This is a genomic window from Candidatus Babeliales bacterium (genome assembly GCA_036260945.1).
Taxonomy (GTDB): Bacteria; Babelota; Babeliae; order Babelales; family JACPOV01; genus JACPOV01.
In genome coordinates this window covers 692,240-716,857 of the sequence record DATALT010000002.1, presented here as the reverse complement: position 1 = coordinate 716,857, position 24,618 = coordinate 692,240, and the positions used below count along the sequence as shown (strand labels likewise).

Sequence of the window (24,618 nt, the reverse complement as noted above, 5' to 3'; positions counted from 1 at the left end):
TGTCCCGTAGCGGTCTTGTGTATATACTACGTTTATGTGTTTTAAATGTTTCATTGTTTTATGTTACCTCAGGGGTAGTTATGATTCGCCCTTCATCAAAAGCGCTTTTCGGGCTCGCTCTTAGTTTTATTTTACTTCAAATAGTCAGCCTTTTTAAAGTAAACGCTATTTTGGGTTCCCAATGTGCGTTTTTTTCGTTGAGTAATTCTGTACTACCTTTAATCGGTGTTTGGTGCGGATTGCCGCTGGCAATAGGTGGATTAGTTCTAAGGGGATTGCTGAAAGGATTGTTGTTCACTGATACTATCTTCACACCATTAGCATATCATATTCCAACCATTTGTGCATCTGCTTATTGGTCCGCAGAAAATAGAGCGATCAAAATTCTTATTCCGCTGATTTGTATAGCGCTTTTTTTGGCGCATCCGGTTGGAGCTCAAGCCTGGTGGTATAGTTGTTATTGGTTTATCCCCATGGTTATTCAGTTGATTCCTGTCCGCTCTCTTTTTCTAACGGCATTTGGTACTACATTTACGGCGCATGCGGTTGGTTCTGTTTTGTGGATCTACTGTTTATCGATGACGGTACCGATGTTTGCCGCATTGATGCCCATTGTTATTATTGAGAGGTTAATTTACGCTTCAGGTATGGTGCTTATTTATTATTGTGGCAACTGGTTTGGTGAAAAATTAATAAAGATCAAAAGTTTTGCAATTGGTTTAAAAGGATCGATGGCGTGATGAATCATTTGGCAATAATTATGGATGGTAATCGACGCTGGGCGCGATCAAAAGGTTTGGGCTCGCTGGTTGGGCACTCGAACGGTTTTGAGGCGGCAAAGCGGGCGGTCGAATTTTGTTTAAAGAAGAAAATTCCCTATCTTTCGCTTTATACCTTTTCTATTGAAAATTTTAAACGATCTGAACATGAACGAAGTTATCTTTTTGATTTGCTTGCTTCAAAAGCTCCTCAACTGATCGACGATTTTCTTAAATATGGCGTGCGGGCTCGATTTATTGGGGATCGATCACTTTTTCCGGCGCATTTGCTTGCAACAATTGAAAATCTTGAATTGCAAACAAATCAAGGGCACAACCTGCAGGTAAATTTTCTTTTTTGTTATGGTGCGCGCCAAGAAATTGTTCACGGCGTTAAATCTATAATTCAGAAAATAAAGAACGGTGAACTTTCTGAAAACGATATTACGGATGAAACGCTTAATAATTCATTGTGGACCGCTGGAATTCCTGAGCCCGATATGATTATTCGAACTGGCGGCACGAAACGAATTAGTAATTTTCTTCTCTATCAAGCAGCTTATAGCGAATTTTATTTCCTCGATTGTTTATGGCCAGAAATTACCGAAGATCATTTGCAAGCTGCGTGCTTAAATTTTGAAGAATGCAAAAGGAATTTTGGTACATGAAGCATGTAGCAGTTCTTGGTGAGGGAGCATGGGGAACAGCAATCGCAACATTGCTTGCCCAAAATGGATTCACTGTTCATTTGTGGTGCTATCATAAAGAAGTTGCTCAGGAAATTCGGACAAAAAAAACTAATTCACGTTACTTGCCTGGTATTTTGCTTTCAGATTTTATTATTCCAACAACAGATTTAGCAGAATTATTTAATAAGTCTTCGATCATATTTGAAGCAGTTCCGGTGCAGTATTTGCGTTCAACATTGGAAAATTGCAAAAAATACCTGCGATCAGATCAAAAATGGATTGTTCTTTCTAAGGGTATTGAAAACAAAACATTATTATTGCCAACCCAAATGCTGGATGACGTCTTAGGACCGGTTGCACATAAAGCTGTACTCGTTGGCCCCAGTTTTGCCGGGGATGTTGCTACTGAGCAAATAACAGCAGTAACGCTCGCTACCACCGATTGTGATTTTGGTTTAGAATTGCAAAAAATGTTGAGCAACGATTTTTTTAGGCCCTATTTATCGCTCGATCTTATTGGTGTACAAATTGGCGGCGCACTCAAAAATGTTATTGCACTTGCAATCGGCATGCTTGATGGAGCAGGTTACTCAGATAACGTAAAATCTTTTATTCTTACGCGCGGATTGCATGAAATGATGCTCATTTGTCAGTTGCGTGGCGGAAGGCCTGAAACAGTATTTGGACTTTCTGGCGTTGGTGATTTAGTTCTTACCGCAATGGGAGAGCGTAGCCGCAATCGCGAAGTTGGAAAACGAATCGGCAGTGGGCAAACAATTCAGCGCATTCTTGAACAAACAGGATACATTCCCGAAGGTGTGAACACCGCTGCTTCGATTAATCAACTCATTGAAGAGTTTTCTTTGGATTTGCCAGTATGTAAAGGCGTGTATCAGATAATTATCGGAACAAAAAAAATCGATGATTTACTAAATGAGCTCATGAAAAGACCGCTCGAGCAAGAGTGCGTTATTAAAAATTAATGTAAAAGAGGCATGTAACACACGCCTCTTTATTTTTACTATCACTTATTATTTTTTGCAGCTTCAAACTTAGGAAAGAAGTGCTCTTTGAGTAGATCTCTTGTTTGATTGAGAAATAGGGTGAGTTCTGCAAGTTTTTGATTATTATACTCTTCGATTTCTGAAATTTTTGCAGTATCAGTATTATTTTTTTTTACAATTTCAATGAGCTGCTGTTCTTTCCGGTGTTGAAGATTTAGGAAAGTGAGCGCTTGAATCGCGGCAGAGTTGAGCATTAATTCTAGCGCTGAAAGTTGTTCAGTATCTGGAACAAGATCGATTTCTTGCAAATAAGCTACATAAGCAGCCAGTAATTTTTCTGACGCAGATTTATTTTTATTAATTTTTGCGATAAGTGCGAGCCCCTTTTTTTGCGTTTCACCTGGAACCACCAAAATTCCTTTGACAGTTCCATCCTCTACCCTGATTGTTTCATTTTGCGCAGCGATTCCTTGGAAAATTTGTAGTCCAGGAATGTGTGCTACTGGTTGAAAATTCTGATGCGGTTGATTATTGCAAGAGGCGATAAAGCTCTGTCCGATTATTAAAATAACGATTAGGTTTTTTGAATTCATTGATCTCCTAAAAAATAAGGGACAGCGAATGCCGTCCCTTAAGATAGTGTTTTTTTAAAAGCGATTAAGCAGCCATTTGCATATCTGTAGCTACACAATTTTCTGCACAAGCATCTTTTTCACATACTTGATCGCAGCAAACTTCTTCATTTTTTACTGCTGGGCAAACGCCATCTTGGCATGTTGATTCGCACGTAGTGCATTCTTCGTCCATTGCCACTTGGCGTGTTGCTTCTTCAGAATCAGTAAATGCGCCGATAGATAAATTACCTTCGATGTTTTTATCCATTTTGCAGCAATCAGCAATTTGGCACATTACGTTTGAAACTTCAGGCATAATATTTGTTTGATCAGCTTGTGTTTGGCACATCATAATGCAATCGCTGGCCATGCCAACAATGCGATTCCAATTTGCCTCATCACATCCGGGCTTTCTGCTTACAGAAAATCTGAACTCAATGCCTTCAATTTTGTTAGCCATTTCTCTCATTGAAGTAGATTCAGCAGCAGGGCATGTTGAGCAATCTGCTTGCGCAAGAGATGAAACCAACGCAAAAGCGTAAAGTGAGATTTGTTTTTTCATAAATTCTCCTTGAGAAAAAAAATATATGGAATTCGAGCTCAGTATAACAAAGGATTTCGGTTATTCAACCAAGAGCTGAACCGGAATATAGCTTTTTTGATTCATAATTGTGCCAGAAAGAGGGCGCTGTTCGCGAACGATGCATTTTGAACAATCGTGTGCAAAGGCTTTCTCACGATCGTGGATGATTTCTACTTTGAAATTATTTTCCTCGATAAAGGAAATAAGATCAGCAATTCTTTTGCCCCTGATATCGGGGAAAATAAATTCTTTGTTTACGGGTGCCGTACTATATACCATTAGTTTTCGGTTTGTTAAATCGGTATTTGCTGCAGGAATTTGGCCGATGCATGAACCCGCTGGTTGCAAACTAGGAATTTCATAGATGGTCAATAACAATGAATTTTTCTTTGCGAGTTGATCAATTTCATACATAGATTTTCCAATGCAATCAGGTGTTTGCATGAGCGTTGATTGTTTTGAGACAACGCAAAAAACAGGTTGGTTAAGACGGGTCAATTGGCCAGCTTGAGGCGTTTGATTTACGATTGTTCCTTCGGGTAAATCGTTGTCCTCTTTTCGTGCCAAAACACGCAAATTAAGTTGATTTTCAGCAAGAATAAGCGATGCACTATGAATAGTGGTACCAATAAGTGCTGGAACTGGTATTTGTTGTTGAGCATAGCGAACATAAAGAATGCAATAACCAGCCATAAAACTTAAGAAGGGAATTATCCAAAAGAAAGAGTTAATTTTCAATGTGGTTGTGCTTTTAAGAAAAAAGTTAAAGGCAATCAGTAAGCCAGATTCTGTTTTCGCTTACGCGAATGACAATCATTTATCTATGCGACGTACCCGCACGTTAAAACCGGAACGAATACCGTTCGTGCCTATTGTGTCTTGCTCCAAGCAGGGTTTGCCTCGCTATGCTATCACTAGAATAACGCGTGCGCTCTTACCGCACGTTTTCACCCTTACCTTTTTTATACAAAAAGGCGGTTATTTTCTGTGGCACTTTCCATGGGCTTACGCCCCCCTTAGTTTCTAAGGTGCTTTTTCGTTAGGAGTCCGGACTTTCCTCTTTCCCTTTTTTATAGGGGAAAGCGATTGTCTAGATTGCCTTTAATTTTTATATTTCAAAAGTATCCGAATCAATAACAGATTAGCAAAAATCTGAATAATGGTACAGGATATCTCGCTCGGAGTTATTATCCAAGAGGGATTTTGTAAAAAATGGGCGATAACGAGCGAGCAGAAAAAAAATAGGTACGAAAAGAGGTCTACCCTATAATTCAAAAAAGGCAGAAGGGGCACGATCCATAAGGTAGCGTATGCAATAACGTTTACGCTTTCTTGTGCACACGAAATATAAGAAAAATATTCAAGATAGAGAAATCCTAGCAATGAGCACAAGGTTGGTAGAGAATTTGTAGCAAAAAGCGCAACGGAAAAGAGTGACCATAATAATTGCAGGTAAGGATAGGAGAAAAAATAAGCGACAGATAGATCGGCAAAAAAAAATACGGGCAGAATTACATATATATTGGGTGTGCAAATAATATTCAATTTGGGTCCTCCGTTAAAAAATTGACTCCATCGAGATATTATATTGACAAACCACCTTATTCAAGTAACTTTTATACGAAATAATAAGGATACCGTTATTTTTAGGAGTTGATTTTATGAAAAAAAATCTATTATTCGGGGCGGCACTTGCTAGCTTAGTACTTGTAAATGTTTCTAATATTTCTGCAGAAGTTGAGGTTAAGTCTGTTGACAATACTTCAGTGGTTGCGCGTATTAAAGAAGTTGGATCAACTGTTATAGCGCACGTTCGTTCTAATCCAATTAAATACGGTGTGGGCGCAGCTCTAATTGCTGGTGTTTTGGTTGCTTACAAAATTGTTTCTAGCCAAGAAGAACAAACATCAGGTGATATGACAAAGCTTGCTGCACGCAATTAAGTGCGAGCTTGGATTAGTCATTTGATTAATTTGAATTTAAAAAGGCCGTTTGAAAAAAACGGCCTTTTTTTTATCCTTTATTTATGAATTTGTCACGCATCGTTACTTTCTTCTTTCTAGTTCTCGGTTCTTTGATGGGAATGCTCTTTGGATGTTTTGTTTTTATTGCAGCGTATCCTTGGATCGATGTCTCGGCCTTACATCGGGATAGTGCCCTTCGGCCCTCAATTATTCTAGATGATGAGGGCATTGAATGGGCACGTTTTCAAGTAGACCGCAAAGAACCAATAACGATTTCAGCAGTCCCTGAACATGTGATTCAAGCGTTTATTGCGGCTGAAGATCGTTCTTTTTTTAAACATACGGGCATTTCTTGCCGCGGCATTATTCGTTCTTTATTTGTTAATCTTTATCACAGAAAAAAAATACAGGGCGCGAGCACCATCACGCAGCAACTAGTGCGAATGCTTTATTTTGATCCGGAAAAAACATTTATTCGTAAAATTAAAGAGCAAATTGTTTCGCTTATGCTCGAACAGCAACTCAGCAAACATCAGATTCTAGAACTATATTTAAATAATGTTTATTTTGGCTGTGGAATTTACGGCATTCAAGCAGCAAGTCAACGTTTTTGGAATTGTTCAGTGCAAGATGTAACGATAGATCAAGCTGCAGTTCTTGCGTCAATTATGAAATCGCCGGGGCATTATTGTCCACTCTTATTTCCACTTTCGTGCCAAGAACGCAGAAATGTTGTTTTGCACGCGATGTTTCAATGCGAATTCATCACTAGAGGTGATTACGAAAATTTGATAAAGAAACCGCTTGAATTGGCAAAACCAACAACTTTCCATGCGCCCCATGCAAAAGAATGGATTCGTGCATTTGCCGAGCAGGTAATTGGGCGCGATCAACTTTATAAAGGTGGTTTGATTATTCAATCGACGATAAATCTGCAAATACAAAAGGCAGCAGAGCAAGAATTTGAAAAAAAAATTAGCCAATTGCGTCTTAAGATGATGCCAGAAATAGACGGAAGTCTTATCGTCATGGAGAGTGCAACTGGGAAAATAAAAGCGTTGGTTGGAGGCTATAGTTTTGCGGCATCGAAATTTGATCGCGCACATGCAGCGCATCGCCAATTCGGTTCGATTTTAAAACCTTTGGTGTTTGCTGCGGCGGTTGAAAAGGGAATTCGATTTGATGAAGTTGAAGTTGATGAGCCGATAGAAATTCCTTCGGGAAATACCGTTTGGAAGCCAGAAAATTTTTCGAATCAATTTGATGGCCCGATGACGCTTGCGTATGCGCTTTCGCATTCGAATAACATCGTGACTATCAAAACATTATTGCGCATCGGCGCAGCGCGCGTCGCTCAGCTTGCGCGCGATTGCCAAATAAAATGTCAAATTCATGAATACCCTTCTCTTGCGCTTGGTTGTATTGACGGTACGCTCAAAGAAGCGGTAGGAATGTTCAATATTTTTTCTCAACATGGGGCGTATGTAGAACCGCACCTCATTTCGTGGGTAAAGGATCAATGGGGCGCTAAAATATGGAAAGCGCAGCCAATAAAAAAACAGATCATCTCATCCGTGGTAAGCGGACAAGTTGCGCACGTTCTTGGCTTGAGCATCGAGCGCTTAAAAAGAAGGTACCCTGATTTATTGCAAACTGAAGCGATTGGAAAAACTGGAACAGAAAATACGTGCCGCACCTGCTGGTTTATTGGCTCAACGCCAACGCATACGACCGGCGTTTATATTGGCTGCGATGATAATCGATCGTTGGGAAGATATATTTTTGGGTCCGCTACTGCTTTTCCTCTGTGGTTATCTATGCAGAAGCACCTTCCATGCACGCAGAAAAAATTCACCTACGATCCTTCTTTAAAATCTATAATCATCGATGAAAAAACAGGAAATCGTTGTGCAATGAGCGATTCTGGCGCAACCCGAATTTTAGTTGCTGATTAAATCGAGCCTTAGTTGGCCGCATACAATGCTTGCTAATCGCATAATCAGGTTAGTAGTATAGCAATGTTTTTAAGAAGCAAGGAGAAACGGATGAGCATAATCGGCAATCCATTTTATTGGGTGATAATTTTTCTTTCTCTCATCACGCCGCGTGTTGGGCAGGCGAGTCAGAACGATCAATCAAACCAAAACGAAAACATCGATCAAAAATGGGACGATTTAAAAAATAAGTTTGTAAATACGGCTCAAAGTGCCAGTGACGGTGCCGGTGGTTTTCTTAAAGGTATTGGCCAAAGTGTCGGCATTGTAACAGCTGATTATCACTACAGCTTTCAAATATGGAACGATACTGCAAATGCCGTGCTTGCCGCTACGCAAAGAATAGTTCCGGCAATGGGGATGAGTATTTCAGAAGATTATGATTATGCGCAGTTAGTTGAGCCATTCACTAATAGTGGTCAAGCGTTTTTGAATCAGCAGCTTTATTTTAGCGTGGTTCTTTTTGCTGATCCTAAAAATAGTTTTGGACAGCTTCTTGGCAAAGCATCTGTACAAGACCTTCAAAAATTAGCAGGCGCATCAGCCCAGTATCAGATTTTTTCACGGGATATTTATCCTTGGCAAAAAGATGATGATAATATGTATTTTTATCGCGTTTACAGATCAAAAAGTGCTTTTGCGGGAGAATATTTGGGAATTAAAACGGCGACGACCGATTTTCTGGGCATGTTCTACAATAATAGTGCAAAAGATGTTATGCTCGAATTTATTAAAGACGGCCAAGATTATAAAATAACTCTTGAAGCTGGCAGTTTTAATTCATTGCAATCTACTTCAACAGATCTTCCTTTTTCAATTCGGCCACAGCCGGGCAAGAAAGCTGCGTTTGTTTTTTCAGCGGGCAATACTCCATTTGCAACGATGCCAATTGCCCAGCAGGGAATAGGCAACGTTTCATATAACGAAACCACAAAAACATACGATCCGGCCGGCCCTATGCTTTATACCTATGAAGTATATTCTAAAGACAATGCGGCACTTGATGTAACGATTCAAGGATTATCAATAGGAAATTTTGATCAGCCAACCTCGGGAAAATTAAGAGATATTAATCCAGTTCAATGCCATGTATGGCGACAATCTGCACAGCAAGCACAAATCGAGCGCATGAAAGCCCGTACAAAAGAAACACTCGATGATACCAGCTCTATTGCTTACGATGCCCCAGAAACCTTTTGGGTTGCTTATAAAACGCACGATTATAGTATTGCAAAAAAGGTAGAAGCGGGAAAAGTTGTAGATTTTACGCTTATCCGACCACAAATAAAAGAAAAAGAGGCGTGGCTTTATGGCGTTACGCTTTTGACTAATGACGATACAAAAGCAAAAAAATTTCTCGATCGTTTAAGTGAAGGAAAAATTGGGCAGGGAGCCGTGTACACAAAGGCTGGGTTGATGGGCGCCGAATTTGATCTCTCTAAAATTAGCGCAAATACTAATGGGTTAATCGCCGATACCGATCCAAAAGACGGAAATCGTTCAGGGGTCGTTGGGTATGTGATTTTTGCCGATTCGTTTTTGCCAACAGGTGTTGATAGTTCAGCGAACTTTTATTATTTTGCGCCTTCGCCAGATCTGCGGATTGATCAATTATTGGGACTTGTTTATTTTTCGGATGATTCGTATACCAAAGATCAAAGTGGCGCAATTACTCTCAAGCCCTCTATTGCTCAAGCGGCACAGAAAAATTTTCTTTCTTGGATTACGCAGTATCCGAAAAATAAAACAACTGTTGAAAATGAGCTGAAAAAATATATTCAAGACAATGGAAATGCAGTGCTCTTTGCTAATGGTTCAGCGGCTAATAGCCAACGGGTTCTAACTGGGCAAGGACAACATATGGTTGATATGATTTTGGATGGGCCAATAAGTATAGCAAACTATCCGCTCTTGCGAAAAGCAGGGATTAATTATTATGTGTTTACGCTCGGTGGTAGACCCGATTCTTGGCCTTCATAATGTAATGCAATACGAAGGGCATAATCAAAAAGTTCTGGGTCGGTTACTAGATCGCTTTGGCGCAAAACATATACGAGTTCAGGATAACGTTCTGCTAACGCAACGGCGTTAGCATTTTGATGATTATCTGCACAATTTTCAAGCGGAATGGTAATGCATGGCTTTTGAAAAAAAAGTGTTTCAAATAATGATCCAGCGCCCGCTCGGCAGACCACCAAATCTGCTTGATGGTAATACGCATCAAGTGCATTATCGTAATCAAACACTTGCGCTGCCAAGCCATTGATTTTATAAAATTCTGCAAGTTCCCCTACATGCTGAGCACCCGTTTGATGAATAATATGAAGTGAGGGGGCAAGTGGGCTTTCTATAAGCCAATTTTTCACAAAAGAATTAATAAATGCAGATCCTTGTGAGCCACCAAGCACTAAAATTGTTTTATGTTCTTTGCGCTCGACGGGAGTTAATGCTTCTCGTTTTGCAGTTTTGAATCGCACTGGATAGGGAGTGAGTATGCATTTTGACGCGGGTAATTTATCGAGTGCTTGTTCAAAGCAGATATAAATACGCTGAGCAAAATAAGAAAGTAGTCGCACCGCTTTGCCGGGAATGGCATTAAATTCATAAATCTCAATCGGAATACCAAGCGCAGCACCACTCAAGCAGACAGGGATAGAAATTGCGCCACCAAAACTTATAATTTTTGACGGTCGCTTTTTTTTCAATAGTGAAAATGCTGCTGCGCAACTTTTGGTAAAAGATACGATAAATGAAGGATAGCGCCAGAAGCGCAAACTAGGGAATTTTTTAAGGTGAAGCTTTTCGGTGTTTTCTATGAATGAATAATTTTTCAGAATAGAATGCTCGAGTGCGCGATCTGAAGTAAAAAAAAGAAAAGGGGCATTCGTGCGTTCGCGATATTCTTGTGCGATCGTGACGCACGGCACAACGTGGCCGCCCGATCCTCCCGCAACAAAACAGATAGGATTATTCATACAAAATACAACCTTATGATAATGAAAGTTCTTTGTGTTTTTTGGTCAGCTTTTGAACATACTTTAGCTTAGGTAATTTCTTGGTGATCTGATAGTTACCTAGAGGAATTAAATCCGGTGCTTTATAGAATTTTTTTTCTTTATACCAAATTTGGGCCTGTGTATTGAGAAAAAGATGGTTGTTGGGATCTTTTTTAAGCGCAGCATCGATATGCAATTGCGCTGCTTTAAAATTTTTATCTTTAACTAGATAGTAATCGGCTAGTAGATGATTTAACGGTGCATAATCTGGATTAATTTTACGTGCTACGCTGAGCGTTTCAAGCATTGAGGGCCACTGATGGCGCTCGTAATAAATAAGCGCGATTTGATAAAGCATCTGTGTTTTGGTAAGTACATCTTTTGACGAAGCAATTGCTCGGTTAAGATAATACAGAGCTTCAGAAAGGGTGTTTCTCTTAAGCGCAATATCGATCAAATAAAAAAATGGATAGGTGATCGAAGGATTTGAATGCGCATAATGTTTTAGTGTCGCTACAACGGCCCGCTGCTCGGTTTTATTCATGTACATGAGGTGCAAAATCCGATACCAAGAAGGATTATTCGGATTTTCATCGATCCAGTTCTTCAAGAGAGTGATTGCCTCTTTCGATCTTTTAAGAGAACCAAGAAGCTCAATTTTAAAGAGCCGACCATTCTCATCGAAGGGATGGATCAATAAATGATCATTAATGAGTTCCAGTGCTGCAAGAAATTCTTTTTGATGATATAAATCGAGTGCGCGATCAAAAAGAGAATCATTGAGCGGCATAAGCTTGGCATTTTCTTTCTTGAGCATTAGGTTTAATATTTGGCGCTCGACGTTAGCATCGTGCCCCACTATTGAGAGAAAATTGCGATAACTTGCCATTGCTTTGTCTACGTTACCAGTGAGTTCGTTTATCAAACCGGAAAGTAGCCACCCTTGTTCAAAATTTGGATTCAACTCAACACATTTGTGGATGTTTGAGACTGCTGCATCTTTTTGCATGAGTTGCAAACAAATTTGCGCTTTCAAGAAATAAAAAATAAAGCTCGAACTTTTTTCACCGCGGATTTTTAAATAACGATCCATAATTGCGACCGCTTGCTCAGGATGCCGAGCGCGGACATGTGCCGCTGCCGCATAATAGACTAATTCTGCATCTTCTGGATGTGAATCGGCTAACGCCATGATTCGTTTATCAGCTTGAGATTGCTTGCCGCTCAACTCCAGCGCTTTGATAATAATCATTTGAAGATCAAGCTGTTGCGGAAAGTTTGCTTCGATCTGAGGAATCATCGAAATTATTTTTTCATATTGTTTTGTATTGAAGAGATTGTGAATATAGCCTGGATAGCTATAAAGCGATCCGCCAGATCGCATGATAGTATCAAAACATTTTTTTGCCACATTATGCTCTGCTGATAAATCATTATAATAGCCCCAAATATAAAGATGAAAATGATTCGTAGGCCCATCATCAAGATGTGGGGGCGGCGTTGACGCTAAAGATAGTGCTATTATGAAGAGAAAACTTCCCAAAATAGTTAAGTGCTTCATGTTATTCTTTCTCCCTATTGCAGCGTTGTAAAAAGTGAAATAAACCGATGCGCAATTCTGGATCATTTATTTTGCAAAGTGCAGCTTCCTGCTCTCGTGATAGTGATAATGGAGCGACAGCCGTAATTCGCTTAAAAGAAGGCGTGCAGCCACCTTTTTTTTTCTGCGCAATCTGTTTAAATCGTATATTTTTTATTCGGGGCTGGTCGAGACTTTTATTAATTGTTTCCAGAATGACCGGAGATAGAAGATACATTTCTTGAAGCCAGCTTGAGTTAAAGACGCCTAGGGTGATCGTATCGTCAGTAATTTTGAGGAGCGTGACATGTGCTTTAAGATTGCCAACAATACTTTGCCACTGTGCCAGGAGTGTCACTTTCCACGATTGGTCTGCAGGGAGTAAATGTGGTAGGAGTTCTTTTATATGCGTTGGCATCGATTCGGAATCCTTAAAAAGTGGTTCGCCGTTCATGTAGTTTAGATATTTATGGCTTCCAGATCAATGATTATGCAAAAGCACCGAGTTGAATAACCGATGAATTTATCTTATAATGATTGCCATACTTTTCATTTCAATAAATTATTATTTTTTCAAAAGGGCATATTTTGAAACTGAGATTATTAACTTTTATAATGCTAACTGCATGGACGGCGAGTGGCGTTTCGAGCCCAATCGCCTCAGGATTAAATCAAGCGGTGCCCACTGTTACTACTCTGATTGGTTATGGGGTTATTTTTACACAAACTGGACAATACTGGGCAGATTTTCCAGGGACTAATTACAGCACTCCAAATTTTCAATCTTTGGCACAAATCGCACCGCTTCAGCATCAAACTCCAAATGCAGCAACTCAACTCATGCGCTTGCAGTTAAGAACCCCCAGCTCAGGTAATTCTTGAGGCTTTATGACATTTCGTTCAGCCAAATAGTGCTACAGATTCTTTGCATTTGCCAGTATACTTATCGATCGTTCACTCTGCACATCTCCTTACAACAAAGGACCCTTCGATGAAATATAATCTCTTAGGAATAGTATTTTTTGGCTCATCCGTTTTGGTAAATGCGGTTGGCCCTATTGAAAATGAAAAAGAATCTAAAAAAAACAATCAACATGCGGTCTCCATTGCCACGAAGGTAATTTTGTCAACCGTTCAAAATCCTGAATTCGATTTTGGTAGCGCCTCACAAGGTGCACATTATTACCCATACGTTGGTTCGGAAAATAATGAATTAAATTGCACCCAACCCAGTGATAGTAGAGGTACCAAAAAAACAGATGACACGATAACCGTTAGCGTCTCAGGTTGTTCCGTTTCGTAGAGATTTTTTTGTAAAAAAGGGGAGTAAGCGAAGTGCAAAAAAAATTTCAGGTAGAGTCGCATACAGCCGATTTGAAAATTCGCGTTTTTGGCTCGACGTATGAAGAATTATTTAAAAATGCGCTTATTGGTATGTTTCAATCAATTGGGCCTTCGGCACCAAATTGTAGTCAAAAAAATAATCTCCTTGTTTGCAACGATCTTCCCATCAGCCGCGAATTAAATGTTTATGGCGAAAATCTAGAAGACGTTCTTATCAATTTTTTATCTGAGGCATTATACCTTTCAGATGTTCATAACGAAGCATATCTTGACGCTGTGGTTTATGAATTGAGTGCGCAGGCTCTAAAAGCTTCGCTCAAAGGAGTTCCGGTTTCTGGTTTTGAAATAGAAATAAAAGCTGTAACCTATCATGAATGCCATATTACTAAAATGGCTGATGGCCGGTGGACCACAGAACTCGTTTTTGATATTTAATCAACATTCGCATACAAAAATAACCCTCCTGCTGTTCGTAAAAAAAGGAAGCTATGGCAGAAAAAATAACTCAAGCCGATTTGATAAAAATCGAAAAATATCTTTATGAGATTCCTCGTACTTTTCGCGCAGATATGCTGGTACCAGCACGCATTTTCGCTACTGAACGCATGCTGAAAGATATCGGCATTGATCGTTCTCTTTGGCAATTAGTGAACGTTGCGACATTGCCTGGTATCGTTAATTATGCGCTCGCCATGCCAGATATTCACGAAGGATACGGGTTTCCAATCGGCGGCGTTGCAGCGACCGCTATTGATCATGGCGGTGTCATATCGCCGGGGGGAATTGGTTACGATATTAATTGTGGGGTACGCCTTTTGAGTTCAAATGTCACTGAACAAGAAATTGCAAAAGATCTTGAGCGATTAGCGACAGCACTTTTTAACGCAGTACCATCAGGCGTTGGCCGGGGCGGCAACGTCGTGATGAAAGGAAAAGATCTTAATAACGTTCTCGCTCGCGGCGCACCTTTTATGCTTGAAAAGGGATTTGGCGAGCCTGCTGATATTGAATATTGCGAAGAGCGTGGATTCATGAACGGTGCAAATCCAGATCTCGTTTCCGATAAAGCAAAAGAACGGGGAGCCGATCAATTAGGAACGCTCGGTTCTGGTAATCATTTTCTTGAAGTGCAAAAAGTTGATGAGATTTTGGATCCTGAAACGGCAGAGATTTTTGGTTTGCGCAAAGATCAAGTGACCGTGATGATCCATTGTGGCTCTCGCGGCTTGGGCCATCAAACGTGCACAGATTATGTACGCCAATTTATGCCCTTATTACCAAAATGGAATATACAACTGCCCGATAGGGAGTTAGTATGCGCTCCTTTTAAATCACCTGAAGGCCAAGAATATTTTGCAGCAATGCAAGCATCAGCAAACTTTGCATGGGCAAATAGACATTTGATTGGCCACTGGGTGCGGCAAGCATGGCAAGAACTTCTCGGAGATAATGCACATCTTAATTTAGTGTACGATGTTTCGCACAACATGGGAAAAAAAGAGAAACACGAGGTTGGTGGTTCGATGCTTGATCTTTTAGTTCATAGAAAAGGCGCTACGCGTTCGTTCGGTGCAGAAAGACCAGAGGTTCCTGCAAAATATCGTCCGGTTGGGCAGCCTGTTTTAATTCCCGGGACAATGGGAACGGCGTCTTATGTACTCGTTGGCACGAATAAGGGAATGGAATTATCATTTGGTTCCTCATGCCATGGGGCTGGAAGAAAAATGTCTCGCTTTGCGGCAAAAAAATCGGTTCGTGGATCTGCACTTCGGGGGCAATTAGAATCAAAAGGGATTATTGTGCGATGTGATTCTGATGCAGGACTTGCAGAAGAAGCGCCAACCGCCTACAAAGATGTTGAAGAAGTAGTAAATGTTGTGCATGATGCAGGCATCGCAAAAAAAGTAGCGCGTTTAGTGCCGATCGCAGTAATTAAAGGTGGATGATAATAGGTGTTCATTTATTTGTCAGCATTGAACTTTCTGAATCAATTCGGCAGCAGCTTGCCGTGATTCAAAAAAAATGAAGCACAATGAACTTTTTACAGGCATCTTACTTTAGCGCGTGTCAAAAAACTTATTGGTCCGCAAAGACTTGAAGCGTACTTACATACGCAACAGCCGGAAAAAATGTGCTCTACCGTTTTGATATTTACTTTAAAAGAATCGGTATTGTTTCAAGAAGGATCTGAGCATACGACAATAGCAATATTTTACTCAAATCGGTAAGTAAAAAAGTAGGCCGAGCGTATACACTAATTAAGTGACAAACACTCGACCTACCTTAATTTACGTTACTTTATGCTCAATTTATTGTTGTTTGGTATATTGCAAGCAAAAAATAAGATTTTCTCTATGACTTTGCGTTATAGTTCTGCAATCTATCCAATAGCCAAGATTACCATCATAAGCGGCCTCTTTTTCTTTGCTTAATCCGCTTATCATAAAGCTTAATCCGTTTATTTTTATTTTATCTTTATCTTCTTTAGGCCAGTTTGAAAAATCTTCAACAAATTGTTTTAACTTTACAGGAAGATTTTCTTTGCAGGTCTTAAATTCAGTTTCTGAAATTTGATGGTTCGCGTTTAACTCAGAGTTTTTACTGTAAGTGCCGCCTCCAAATATGGAGACATTACAAAGAATAAGTGCTGTCAATAATGATATTTTTTTCATATTTTTTCACCAATATTTAAAAGTCATAAATCCAATAACGGTCTTCTTGATATGCGCTTAGGCGAGTTATTATGCGTGATTAAGGGTAACATTTATTTGCTATAAGCACAACAGGATCTAATGCCCAGGATTAAGAGTAATTTTTTTGCGTTTTAAGGTATAAGTTTTTCCAGAAAATTTTACTGCTTCCCGGCATTGGCGGATGTAAGAGTGCATCTTTTAAGCCAGCGACCATAACGCTTGCAGTACGACTATTTTTTTCATTGTTATCTTTGGTTCGATATATCGTTTGTTCTTTCTCCAGCCAATAAGCAAGCAATTGATCAATAAGTTCCAGCGTTTGCCGATCATGCAAATCATGCTCATCAAGAAGTTTCAGTAGGACATCTGGATGCTTAAAATTAAGTGAAACAAAAAGTGATGCGATTGGATGGGTAACGGCCGTTGCTGCTATCGATTTAAGATCGGTGATCAAGCAGCGCGAACGAATTGTAACCAGCAATCCATCGGTTCGCTCAGCTAACAAAATAAAATGATAGCCGCGTGGTGGCTCTTCAAGAATTTTAAGCATGCGATTAGCACATGCTGCAGATAAAAAATCGGTTTTTTTTAAAACTAAAAAGAAATGTTCATTTTCCTCTAGCGAAAGAAGCGTTTTTTCAAGAAGCTCATCAATCTGATCAAGCGTATAATTAGGATCTGGGTAAGCCCAATAAACGCCATGATGCTGATTTTCTTTTAATTGAATGCAGGCTACGCACGAGCCGCATCCTTTTTTTGCGCACCAATAGTTTTTAAGAGCATACATTGCCGCTTCTTTTGCGTCATACTCGTTGCCGACAACCAGATGAGCTGGATGCAGCGTTAAGACTTCGCTGAGTCGGTGATGCGGGGATTGGAGGTGAGCCATAAGTTAATCTGGTTAAAGGTGAACGTTGCCAATTCATTCGGCGCGAGCTTGCTATCAACTATGATAACATTTTTTGCGTTTGCATAAAGAGTTTCAAATCCATCGATCAATCGCTGTGTGAATTCGTTTGCCTGTTGTTCAAATGAGGTGAGTTTTTTGCCGCGCGAAATTAATCGTTCGTGTGCCGTTTGTGCATCAATGCGTACATAAATTACTAAATCTGGTTTGATATTTTGCATTGCCCATTGGTTTACTTGTGCAATCATGGTGCGATCGACTCCTTTCCCAAATCCTTGATAAACGATTGATGAATCGCTCAAGCGATCAGAAATTACAAGTTTTTTTTCATCAAGTGCTGGAATAATCACTTCTTGAAAATGCTGAGCACGGTCCGCGGCAAAAAGCAAAAATTCGCCGATTGGCGAGAGCGGCTTTTCTTGATGCTGCAAAATAGCGCGCAGCGATTTTCCCAATTGGCTACCGCCCGGTTCGCGCGTTAAAAGCGTTGGAATTCCCTTTTTTTCAAATTGTGTCGCGAGAGTTCGTGCTAGGGTTGACTTGCCCGATCCGTCAATTCCTTCGATGGCAATAAAAAGGCCACGCTTTAATTTTGTTATCATGATTCTCCCTGTTCGTCGTACGCTGCCGCCAATTTATCCAATTCTGAAGCAACACTATTCGTTTTTGCAAATGATGGAGTTTCTTTCTGTCGCTCCTTCAAAACGTTGTGGCAAAATAATTGAGTTGTCTTAGGAAAGTTTTTCAAAACGTCCGCTAACGCTTCAGCTATGGAGACCGTGGTTTCATACTCACCACCACATATATTACTGCAATGCCAATACCAAGGCACGAAACATTGTCGCGATTTAAATTTCGCATCCAAAAGGAGCTTGATCGATGTGAGCGGTCCCTCTTTGAGTTGCTTTTCCAAGGTTTTTAATGCTGAAGGTGTGCCGATATGGGCCGCCGCTAGCATTTTCTTGGATCCTAGATCATTAAGCTGGGAATTCTTGAATTTGATGTTTGGCGCCAGTTGTGAAATAAAATAGTTATTCAAAGAATCATCAGACTCTAAATCCTTTACCATTTTGTTCAACTCGCTGCAACAAAGGGCTATTTTGTGCATCTCATTTTTAATGAGGCGGGTATTTTTTGCAAACTCTTGTTCATTAGTTGTATCAATAATCGTGCGAAAAATAAGTTGCCATGCAAGTTTATTAAAAATGATCGGAGCCGGAGTTTTAGGAGTAAGCTCCATTGCATTTGTTTGAAAAAATGCGTAACACAAAACGAATAAGAAAAACTTTCTCACAGTTTATCCTCGGTTGATATACCAAAAGATTTAAATAGGCAGATTGTTTACGATTTCAGTTAAAAACAAAGTATAGCAAAAACCTTAAACAGTTCGATTACTTTTGCCACGAGCCACGAGTTTTTTGATAAATGTTGAAAAAAACTTTATGGTAAATAATAAAAAGCCATTGTCGTGGCTTGATTATCCGAAGGAATATTTGTGAAAAAAGTTACTATTCAGCCCGGATGTATTACCTGTGGCGCCTGTGAATTTATAACGCCCGAGGTTTTTGAGGTTACCGATATTTGTCGTGTAAAAAAAGAAGCTAATTTTAACGCGCACAAAGAGCAGATTAAAGAAGCTGCGCTTGCATGTCCTGTTGCCGTTATTAAGTATGAGGAATAATGAGTATGCAGGTGCGCCATTCTCGGGCCGAAATTGGCCGATTCGATCATTTAAAGTCTGAATTTTCCCGTAACGGTTCGTTTATTTTTGCGGGGCATTTATTAAAAAGAGCAGCAACTAAGTTTGCCGATAGGCCAGCGCTCATTGCTGATGAGGGAGTGGTTAGCTATAAAAAACTTTATGAGCGAGCGACTGCCGTTACTCTTGCGCTAACGCAAATGGGAGTAAAAGCCGGGGATCGGGTTTGCGTACTTTTTGAAAATTCGGTTGATTTTTATATTGCTTATTATGGTGCATGGCAAACCGGCGCGGTTGTGGCCCCACTCAACACTTATTTACATGAAAAAGAACTCGATCATATTATCAGCGATGCACAACCAAAAGCGCTCCTTGCAGGCACCCAGCTTGCTGATAAAATAAAACTCATTGCTCGAGAACTTCCACCGCTCATATCCGCAGATCAAATGGCGCAATTTCCATCTCCATCCGATGATCAATTGAAGAATCTTGAAATTCCTGAACGGGCAGAAGATGAAATTGCGGTACTCCTTTATACTTCCGGAACGACCGGCGTTCCAAAAGGGGTGATGCTGAGCACTAAATGTATTCTGACCAATATCATGCAAGGTTTAGCAATTTTAGACGTTCACCCAGAAGATCGGGTGTTTGGCGTTTTGCCATTTTTTCACAGCTTTGCGCAATTTGCATGTGTTTGGGGAAACTTAGTAGTTGGTGCAAGCGTTATTATTGTGCCCAAAATTGACCGCAAATACATTCTTCATGGGTTAAGCCATAAACCTACCGCGGTGCTTGGCGTTCCTGCAATGTACGGCCTATTTTGTTTGATGCGCACCATAGATTTTAGTTCCGTTCGATACTTTGTTTCGGGTGGCGATGCGATGCCCGATAAAATTCGTACCGGTTTTGAAATTATTTATCGCCGAAAAATTAGTAACGGCTATGGAATGACCGAAACGTCGCCATTAATCGCGATTAACTTTGACGAGGAATTGTGCGATCCAAATACAGTCGGCCGTCCGGCGATTGGCATCGATTGTTCGATTCGTGACGGAGAGAATAACGAAGTTCCCTACGGTAAGAAAGGGTTGCTCTGGGTGAAGGGCGGCAACGTGATGCTTGGTTACTATAACGCGCCTGAGCAAACCGCAGCAGTGATGCAGGATGGATGGCTGAATACTGGCGACTGCGCCTATTTTGATGATCAAGGTCGCCTCGTAATTTTTGGGCGCGAGAGGGATATTATCAAGAATAAAGGGCTCATTATCTATCCGCAGGAAATCGAAAATATTATTATGGGCCATCCGGCGGTGATCAAGGTGGCGGTAGTAGGAAAAAAAGATGAAGCAATAGGTGAGATTCCGGTAGCGTTTATAGCGCTGAAAGAAAAAGTGGCCGATATTGAAAAGCAGCTGAAAGAATTATGTGGCCGCAATTTAGCTCCTTATAAGATTCCGAGAAAATTTATTGTGATGGACGATTTACCAATGACCGCGCTGGGAAAAATAGATAAAAAGAAGCTTCGCGCTGAATTAGCAAATCACACGATAAGAGACTAAAAAATGGGGAGCGTAGTTAAAGTACTTCATATCATTTCAAGTCTGAAAATGGGGGGCGCTGAAAGTTTGCTCTATGATTTAGTGGAGCGTCTTCAAGAAAAAAACATTCAGCAAGCAGCGATTTATTTTCACGAAGGCCCGTTTGTAGAACGTATTACTGGGCTCGGCATAAAAACCTATCATGTTAAGGGCTATTTTTGCGCATTCGATCCGTTTTTTTGGGTTGCGCTTTATCGAGCAATTGATTTAGAAAAACCCACTTGCATACACGCATCGCTTTGGGCTGCAAACGTGGCAAGCCGAATAATCGGAAAACTTAAAGGTATTCCGGTCATTTGTGTGCTTCACAATAACCATGATCAAAACGGTTTGGTGCGAAATGCGATCGATTCGCTCTCCCTTTGGTTGGCAGATGAAATTATCGCAGTTTCAGAAGGAATTTGCCGCACCATGAACGATTATCGCTTTATGCCCGCGCATCGTGTTCGCATTATTAAAAACGGCATTGACAGTGATCGAATACGCAATAAAAGTGAAAAAAATCTTGTCTGTAGAGAAAGTTTGGGCCTTAATGAAAACAATTTTGTATTTGGCTCAGTAGGCCGTTTTGTCCCACTCAAAAATTATTCATTCTTGATCGAAATATTTGCAAAGATTCACAAGAATAATCCCTTAACCCGCTTAATTTTAGTTGGCGGTGGCCCGCAGGAAGCCCATCTTCGCTCTCTTGCCCAGAAATTGAATGTAGGCGAGGTTACTATTTTTATCATAGGAAAAAATGCGATCGGCTTTTATCCTATTTTTGACTGCTTCGTTCAACCTTCGATAAAAGAAGGTATTTCAATCGCGCTCCTGGAGGCGATGAGTATTGGGGTGCCCTGTGTGGTTACCAACGCGCAGTTAGAGCACGATGTCATTCAACATAAAAAAAATGGGCTTCTTTTACCCTCAAATGATGGCCCCCTTCTTTACGATAATCTATGTGCGCTCATGGCCGACAGGTCCTCGGCTGCTGCACTCGGGCAGGCTGGAATGGCTACTATAGCAAGCGAGTTTAGATTTGAGCGAATGGCAGATTCTTACTTTGAGCTCTATGAAAGACTTTCTGGGAAAAAGTAGAAAATATTTGCATTTTGAAATAATATTTTGATATGTTTTTTCTTGATGATGCAGTTGCAAGCGCGATCGGAATAAAATTTGATTTTTGTGTGTGCTTGATGTATCATCAACACAGAATAATTTATTATTCAATTTAATTAGATAACCTCCATTTCCCCTGTCCACGACGTTCTGTCTGGATAGGGGTTTTTTTTACCTTTGTAGTATTTTAGCAGGACGCTCAATCTTATTTCTAAATTAAAAACCGATTTGCTCTGCGTTGTAAAACAGCTAGGATAGTTAGCGAAGTTAAGATTTTCTACTCTTGTAATAAAGGAAGAGTTATGAAATTGCAATATGTCGCTGTATTAATATTTTTAAATAGTGAAGCAACGCAATATTGGCCGTTAAGCAAACCAGTTGTTGTTAAAGTTGAGGTTAAGAAGATCGCCGAACAGTCACAAAATGGCCAGGTGCCGTGCTCGAACTTACATTTTGAACAACCTCAAGCAATAACAATGGAAAAAGCAAAAGACAATGAAAATACTGGTTTGCGAAACCGCAAAAATAAATACCGTTGTGAACCAAAACCAGAAACGAGCTCTACGCGTCCGCAGCCAATAAATAGAGCCCATCCTTTAGGTCTTTTCTCTTTATTTTTTTGCGCTAGCCAACCTGGGGATAATTAGCTTTTTTTATAGGATGCTATAAAAAATATCGTTTTTTCAAACCTTAATTAATGACTGATTGAAAATTTTATAAAATCGGTTATACTAATAGTTGAATTAAAAGGGGTTTGAAAAAGATGAAAAAATTATTATTCCTTAGTTTATTATCACTTTTAAGCGTAGAAGCTTTTGCAGGAATATTTGGTACTGCCGCTAGCCGTATACAGTTTAAAAAGCCTGCACAGCCAACACCCAAAGCTAAGCAATCTCCTATAATTAGGCCAACCCAAACTAAAACAGTGACGCCCGCATTCTCTGAAGCAAAAATAGCTCCATCGATTGAGCAAGAAAAAGCGGATCAGCCTTCTTTTATTCAAAAATTTACTCAATCAGTTAAATCATTTAAGTTTACCCAGCCATTTTTTCCTGTTTATTCTGCACCTCTAGAAAAACAAGTAGAGCAAGAGATTGAACCAGAACCTTCTCAAGAAAAAATGTTAACTCCCGCTCAAATGGCACAAAAAATAAAAAGCCAAGCCGAAAAACAGGCAACGATTAAAAAAGCTGAGCCAATAAAAAAAGAATATCCAGCAATCGACTATCCGATGTATCAAGAGCCTTCTCTTATAGAACCAGAACTGGAGCCGGAAGAATTTATTCCTGCCGCGCCAAGCGAAATAGAGGGACAAGAGATCGCGCAGCAACGTTTTGATCAACGAGCGCTTACAAAGCCCCAAATAGAGAGAAGAAAAATTGAATTAATACTCGCGGGTTTTGATACGATTGCTCAGCACGTTTTAGAGCAATTGCCGCAAGAAGAATCACAAGAAATGATTCCTTTTGAAGGATACGGATCCCAATCTGTTGCTCAAATTGCAATGCGTATTGGCTCATTGAAAGGGCTAGAAATACCTCAAGTACAGCAATTGGTTAAAAAGTTAGTTGTCGATATTGCACGTTTAAGCGGTTACAACTCAAGGCAGGATGTTATTCAACTTCCGGATGATGCAATATTAAGAAATTTATTTGGTAACACGGTTCAGAGACTTAATGCTCTTGCGATTAATGCAGAGCGTAGGGAGCAGCGCCCACAAATTACTGAGCAGAAATATCCTGCGCTTACTGAATCAATAAATAATGGCCAATCCAACTACATAATACCGATAGTTTCACCGGCAGAAATTATTCCACCTATTCCGTTCGTTGATGAACCGATCATTGAAATTGCGCCGGAACCGGAAATAATTATACAAAAGAATATTCAAGAGCCAATTAACAACGCGATAGAAAAAGTTGAACCTCGAGTTCCTACCCCATCGATTGAGCAAATAGGAAAAGAGTTAGAAACAAGCATACCAAAAGCGCAAGAGAATAAAGAAGGGCAAGAAAATAGTATCATTAAAGAATCCGCTGCGCTCAAAGAGGGCGTCTCTCAAGAGATTGCGCGCCAGAATGCTTTAATAGAGTTAAAACCAGGAACTCTTGAGTTGCAACAAGCGATCGTTTCGGGCGGAAATCTGCCACCGATAATTAAGCGCCCAAGAACTGGTGATGTTGCAGGAGATGATGAAAATGCTTTCAAGAAAATTAAAAAAGCTGACGATCAAAAAGATGCAAAGAAAGCAATAACCGAAAAACAACAAGCAATTCTTTTTCCAGAAAAACTTGAAGAAAAATCAGCAGTGCCGAGAAAAATAGTTGATAAAAAAGTTGAAATGCTCCGTACTGAAAAAGATTCACCATTGCCTAGTTCTGAAAAAAAACAGATCCACAATAAAATGCCAGAACTTAAAAGAGCAAGCGAAAGCATTGAATTTACGCCATGGAGAATGCAGCCAAGTAGATTAAGAATAATCCCTTCTTTGAACAATCGTACAAGATTAAGTGATCAGGCCCCATATGCGTCCACTGGTGCTCTTCCAATGCGAGATTTTAATCAGCCCTTTGCTCTGGCAGATCGCAATAGAAATTCATCGGTAGTTCGCAGTCCTTTACAATATCCATCTATGCCCGGTTTTTTTGATACGGACGAACGAAATCAACTTCCTTATAGCGGCTATTCAGTTCCTGCTACACTGCCAGCAAAAACTGATCAAGTGGAAGAGCAAAAACCTTTAGCTCAATCATTTGGCTACCCAAAAGAAGGCATGCCAACTGTTCCTTTCTTTCCTTATCAAGAAATTGAACCCTACCAAGGGCCGACGGAAGAAGGAGCGGAGGGGAATGCTTCTGTCAAACCAATGCAGCCAAAAGAAAAAAAGAATTACGAAGCTTCGCATTCTTTGATCAATGGAATTTTCATGCTGATATTCTTTATTGCTCTGATCAGCGCTGCAATCATCTGGCGCGAATATCAAAAAAGAAAAAAACCTTTTTAAAAAAAGTTTAAGGTTTGTCGATTTTGGCAATCCTTTATTATTTGCAAAAAATTGGTATCTTTATTGCGAGAAAAATTTAATTTTTTACTTG

General features: G+C 40.1%; 25 protein-coding genes and 1 other RNA gene. 15 read left to right on the top strand and 11 right to left on the bottom strand.

Features of this window, described 5'->3' with window-relative positions; all coding sequences use genetic code 11:
- The first annotated feature begins 80 nt into the window (after window positions 1-80).
- Genes VHO47_04215 through VHO47_04205 form a run of 3 tightly spaced genes read left to right on the top strand, consistent with a single transcriptional unit; the run spans window position 81 to window position 2,430 of the window.
- Window positions 81-740, top strand: a complete 660-nt coding sequence (locus VHO47_04215; GenBank protein ID HEX2978295.1) for a hypothetical protein — start codon at window positions 81-83, stop codon at window positions 738-740.
- Window positions 740-1,426, top strand: a complete 687-nt coding sequence (uppS, locus tag VHO47_04210) for a polyprenyl diphosphate synthase (GenBank protein ID HEX2978294.1) — start codon at window positions 740-742, stop codon at window positions 1,424-1,426. The genes VHO47_04215 and uppS overlap by 1 nt, the downstream gene beginning before the upstream one ends.
- On the top strand, window positions 1,423-2,430 hold the full coding sequence (locus tag VHO47_04205; protein HEX2978293.1) for an NAD(P)H-dependent glycerol-3-phosphate dehydrogenase: 1,008 nt from the start codon (window positions 1,423-1,425) through the stop codon (window positions 2,428-2,430). The genes uppS and VHO47_04205 overlap by 4 nt, the downstream gene beginning before the upstream one ends.
- A 41-nt stretch (window positions 2,431-2,471) precedes the next feature.
- Here the strand turns inward: VHO47_04205 and VHO47_04200 are convergent, their stop codons facing one another.
- The 4 genes from VHO47_04200 to rnpB all read right to left on the bottom strand — a co-directional run bounded on the left by VHO47_04200 (window position 2,472) and on the right by rnpB (window position 4,751).
- A complete protein-coding gene (locus tag VHO47_04200; protein ID HEX2978292.1) occupies window positions 2,472-3,044 on the bottom strand; it encodes a hypothetical protein in 573 nt (190 codons plus the stop codon).
- Window positions 3,045-3,108: 64 nt separating this feature from the next.
- Window positions 3,109-3,627: a hypothetical protein gene (locus VHO47_04195; protein HEX2978291.1), complete on the bottom strand. Its 519-nt coding sequence runs from the start codon at window positions 3,625-3,627 to the stop codon at window positions 3,109-3,111.
- 60 nt (window positions 3,628-3,687) lie between these two features.
- On the bottom strand, window positions 3,688-4,386 hold the full coding sequence (locus tag VHO47_04190) for a PASTA domain-containing protein (protein ID HEX2978290.1): 699 nt from the start codon (window positions 4,384-4,386) through the stop codon (window positions 3,688-3,690).
- 23 nt (window positions 4,387-4,409) lie between these two features.
- An RNA gene (gene rnpB, locus VHO47_04185) (RNase P RNA component class A) lies at window positions 4,410-4,751 on the bottom strand.
- Between the two features lie 558 nt (window positions 4,752-5,309).
- On the opposite strand from rnpB, the gene VHO47_04180 reads away from it, so the two are divergent.
- The 3 genes from VHO47_04180 (at window position 5,310) to VHO47_04170 (ending at window position 9,586) form a co-directional block, all read left to right on the top strand.
- Window positions 5,310-5,591, top strand: a complete 282-nt coding sequence (locus VHO47_04180) for a hypothetical protein (protein HEX2978289.1) — start codon at window positions 5,310-5,312, stop codon at window positions 5,589-5,591.
- Between the two features lie 134 nt (window positions 5,592-5,725).
- The gene (locus VHO47_04175; GenBank protein HEX2978288.1) at window positions 5,726-7,567 is read left to right on the top strand and encodes a transglycosylase domain-containing protein; all 1,842 of its coding nucleotides are present in this window, start codon (window positions 5,726-5,728) and stop codon (window positions 7,565-7,567) included.
- 90 nt (window positions 7,568-7,657) lie between these two features.
- The gene (locus VHO47_04170) at window positions 7,658-9,586 is read left to right on the top strand and encodes a hypothetical protein (GenBank protein HEX2978287.1); all 1,929 of its coding nucleotides are present in this window, start codon (window positions 7,658-7,660) and stop codon (window positions 9,584-9,586) included.
- On the opposite strand, the gene VHO47_04165 is transcribed toward VHO47_04170, so the two are convergent.
- Genes VHO47_04165 through VHO47_04155 form a run of 3 tightly spaced genes read right to left on the bottom strand, consistent with a single transcriptional unit; the run spans window position 9,541 to window position 12,599 of the window.
- Complete coding sequence (locus tag VHO47_04165; protein HEX2978286.1) at window positions 9,541-10,581, bottom strand: UDP-N-acetylglucosamine--N-acetylmuramyl-(pentapeptide) pyrophosphoryl-undecaprenol N-acetylglucosamine transferase; 1,041 nt, start codon at window positions 10,579-10,581, stop codon at window positions 9,541-9,543. The genes VHO47_04170 and VHO47_04165 overlap by 46 nt on opposite strands.
- Window positions 10,582-10,594: 13 nt before the next feature.
- A complete protein-coding gene (locus VHO47_04160; protein ID HEX2978285.1) occupies window positions 10,595-12,163 on the bottom strand; it encodes a tetratricopeptide repeat protein in 1,569 nt (522 codons plus the stop codon).
- Between the two features lies 1 nt (window position 12,164).
- Window positions 12,165-12,599, bottom strand: coding sequence for a DUF721 domain-containing protein (locus VHO47_04155; GenBank protein HEX2978284.1), 435 nt, complete (start codon window positions 12,597-12,599; stop codon window positions 12,165-12,167).
- Between the two features lie 170 nt (window positions 12,600-12,769).
- Here VHO47_04155 and VHO47_04150 point away from each other — a divergent pair, with 170 nt between their 5' ends.
- From VHO47_04150 to VHO47_04135, 4 genes are all read left to right on the top strand, one after another.
- On the top strand, window positions 12,770-13,063 hold the full coding sequence (locus VHO47_04150; GenBank protein HEX2978283.1) for a hypothetical protein: 294 nt from the start codon (window positions 12,770-12,772) through the stop codon (window positions 13,061-13,063).
- Window positions 13,064-13,172: 109 nt separating this feature from the next.
- Window positions 13,173-13,484 carry a hypothetical protein gene (locus tag VHO47_04145; GenBank protein HEX2978282.1) on the top strand — a complete coding sequence of 104 codons (312 nt, stop codon included), beginning with the start codon at window positions 13,173-13,175 and terminating at the stop codon, window positions 13,482-13,484.
- 32 nt (window positions 13,485-13,516) lie between these two features.
- Complete coding sequence (locus tag VHO47_04140; protein ID HEX2978281.1) at window positions 13,517-13,960, top strand: archease; 444 nt, start codon at window positions 13,517-13,519, stop codon at window positions 13,958-13,960.
- A 53-nt stretch (window positions 13,961-14,013) separates the two neighbouring features.
- Complete coding sequence (locus VHO47_04135; GenBank protein HEX2978280.1) at window positions 14,014-15,471, top strand: RtcB family protein; 1,458 nt, start codon at window positions 14,014-14,016, stop codon at window positions 15,469-15,471.
- 363 nt (window positions 15,472-15,834) lie between these two features.
- Here VHO47_04135 and VHO47_04130 read toward each other — a convergent pair whose 3' ends face one another.
- The 4 genes from VHO47_04130 to VHO47_04115 form a co-directional block, all read right to left on the bottom strand.
- Entirely contained in the window at window positions 15,835-16,197 is a 363-nt protein-coding gene (locus VHO47_04130; protein HEX2978279.1) for a hypothetical protein, read from the bottom strand.
- A gap of 130 nt (window positions 16,198-16,327) precedes the next feature.
- Window positions 16,328-17,107 (bottom strand): hypothetical protein, encoded by a 780-nt coding sequence (locus tag VHO47_04125; protein HEX2978278.1) that lies wholly within the window; start codon window positions 17,105-17,107, stop codon window positions 16,328-16,330.
- Window positions 17,062-17,727 (bottom strand): dTMP kinase, encoded by a 666-nt coding sequence (gene tmk, locus VHO47_04120; GenBank protein HEX2978277.1) that lies wholly within the window; start codon window positions 17,725-17,727, stop codon window positions 17,062-17,064. The genes VHO47_04125 and tmk overlap by 46 nt, the downstream gene beginning before the upstream one ends.
- Window positions 17,724-18,419 carry a hypothetical protein gene (locus VHO47_04115; GenBank protein ID HEX2978276.1) on the bottom strand — a complete coding sequence of 232 codons (696 nt, stop codon included), beginning with the start codon at window positions 18,417-18,419 and terminating at the stop codon, window positions 17,724-17,726. The genes tmk and VHO47_04115 overlap by 4 nt, the downstream gene beginning before the upstream one ends.
- A 201-nt stretch (window positions 18,420-18,620) precedes the next feature.
- Between VHO47_04115 and VHO47_04110 the strand changes: the two genes are divergently transcribed.
- The 5 genes from VHO47_04110 to VHO47_04090 all read left to right on the top strand — a co-directional run bounded on the left by VHO47_04110 (window position 18,621) and on the right by VHO47_04090 (window position 24,527).
- A complete protein-coding gene (locus tag VHO47_04110; GenBank protein ID HEX2978275.1) occupies window positions 18,621-18,806 on the top strand; it encodes a ferredoxin in 186 nt (61 codons plus the stop codon).
- Window positions 18,806-20,383, top strand: coding sequence for an AMP-binding protein (locus VHO47_04105; protein ID HEX2978274.1), 1,578 nt, complete (start codon window positions 18,806-18,808; stop codon window positions 20,381-20,383). Before VHO47_04110 ends, VHO47_04105 begins: the two co-directional genes overlap by 1 nt.
- A 3-nt stretch (window positions 20,384-20,386) precedes the next feature.
- Complete coding sequence (locus tag VHO47_04100) at window positions 20,387-21,502, top strand: glycosyltransferase (GenBank protein HEX2978273.1); 1,116 nt, start codon at window positions 20,387-20,389, stop codon at window positions 21,500-21,502.
- 323 nt (window positions 21,503-21,825) lie between these two features.
- A complete protein-coding gene (locus VHO47_04095) occupies window positions 21,826-22,170 on the top strand; it encodes a hypothetical protein (protein HEX2978272.1) in 345 nt (114 codons plus the stop codon).
- 116 nt (window positions 22,171-22,286) lie between these two features.
- Window positions 22,287-24,527 (top strand): hypothetical protein, encoded by a 2,241-nt coding sequence (locus tag VHO47_04090; protein ID HEX2978271.1) that lies wholly within the window; start codon window positions 22,287-22,289, stop codon window positions 24,525-24,527.
- The last annotated feature ends 91 nt before the right edge of the window (window positions 24,528-24,618 follow it).

Bases quoted from the DNA above. Each gene is read 5' to 3' on its own strand.
- tmk (HEX2978277.1), bottom strand. From the start codon at position 17,727: ATGATAACAAAATTAAAGCGTGGCCTTTTTATTGCCATCGAAGGAATT.
- VHO47_04160 (HEX2978285.1), bottom strand. From the start codon at position 12,163: ATGAAGCACTTAACTATTTTGGGAAGTTTTCTCTTCATAATAGCACTA.
- VHO47_04090 (HEX2978271.1), top strand. From the start codon at position 22,287: ATGAAAAAATTATTATTCCTTAGTTTATTATCACTTTTAAGCGTAGAA.
- VHO47_04180 (HEX2978289.1), top strand. From the start codon at position 5,310: ATGAAAAAAAATCTATTATTCGGGGCGGCACTTGCTAGCTTAGTACTT.
- VHO47_04135 (HEX2978280.1), top strand. From the start codon at position 14,014: ATGGCAGAAAAAATAACTCAAGCCGATTTGATAAAAATCGAAAAATAT.
- VHO47_04125 (HEX2978278.1), bottom strand. From the start codon at position 17,107: ATGGCTCACCTCCAATCCCCGCATCACCGACTCAGCGAAGTCTTAACG.
- VHO47_04200 (HEX2978292.1), bottom strand. From the start codon at position 3,044: ATGAATTCAAAAAACCTAATCGTTATTTTAATAATCGGACAGAGCTTT.
- VHO47_04175 (HEX2978288.1), top strand. From the start codon at position 5,726: ATGGGAATGCTCTTTGGATGTTTTGTTTTTATTGCAGCGTATCCTTGG.
- uppS (HEX2978294.1), top strand. From the start codon at position 740: ATGAATCATTTGGCAATAATTATGGATGGTAATCGACGCTGGGCGCGA.
- VHO47_04095 (HEX2978272.1), top strand. From the start codon at position 21,826: ATGAAATTGCAATATGTCGCTGTATTAATATTTTTAAATAGTGAAGCA.
- VHO47_04100 (HEX2978273.1), top strand. From the start codon at position 20,387: ATGGGGAGCGTAGTTAAAGTACTTCATATCATTTCAAGTCTGAAAATG.
- VHO47_04170 (HEX2978287.1), top strand. From the start codon at position 7,658: ATGAGCATAATCGGCAATCCATTTTATTGGGTGATAATTTTTCTTTCT.
- VHO47_04165 (HEX2978286.1), bottom strand. From the start codon at position 10,581: ATGAATAATCCTATCTGTTTTGTTGCGGGAGGATCGGGCGGCCACGTT.
- VHO47_04155 (HEX2978284.1), bottom strand. From the start codon at position 12,599: ATGCCAACGCATATAAAAGAACTCCTACCACATTTACTCCCTGCAGAC.
- VHO47_04215 (HEX2978295.1), top strand. From the start codon at position 81: ATGATTCGCCCTTCATCAAAAGCGCTTTTCGGGCTCGCTCTTAGTTTT.
- VHO47_04145 (HEX2978282.1), top strand. From the start codon at position 13,173: ATGAAATATAATCTCTTAGGAATAGTATTTTTTGGCTCATCCGTTTTG.
- VHO47_04195 (HEX2978291.1), bottom strand. From the start codon at position 3,627: ATGAAAAAACAAATCTCACTTTACGCTTTTGCGTTGGTTTCATCTCTT.
- VHO47_04130 (HEX2978279.1), bottom strand. From the start codon at position 16,197: ATGAAAAAAATATCATTATTGACAGCACTTATTCTTTGTAATGTCTCC.
- VHO47_04105 (HEX2978274.1), top strand. From the start codon at position 18,806: ATGAGTATGCAGGTGCGCCATTCTCGGGCCGAAATTGGCCGATTCGAT.
- VHO47_04205 (HEX2978293.1), top strand. From the start codon at position 1,423: ATGAAGCATGTAGCAGTTCTTGGTGAGGGAGCATGGGGAACAGCAATC.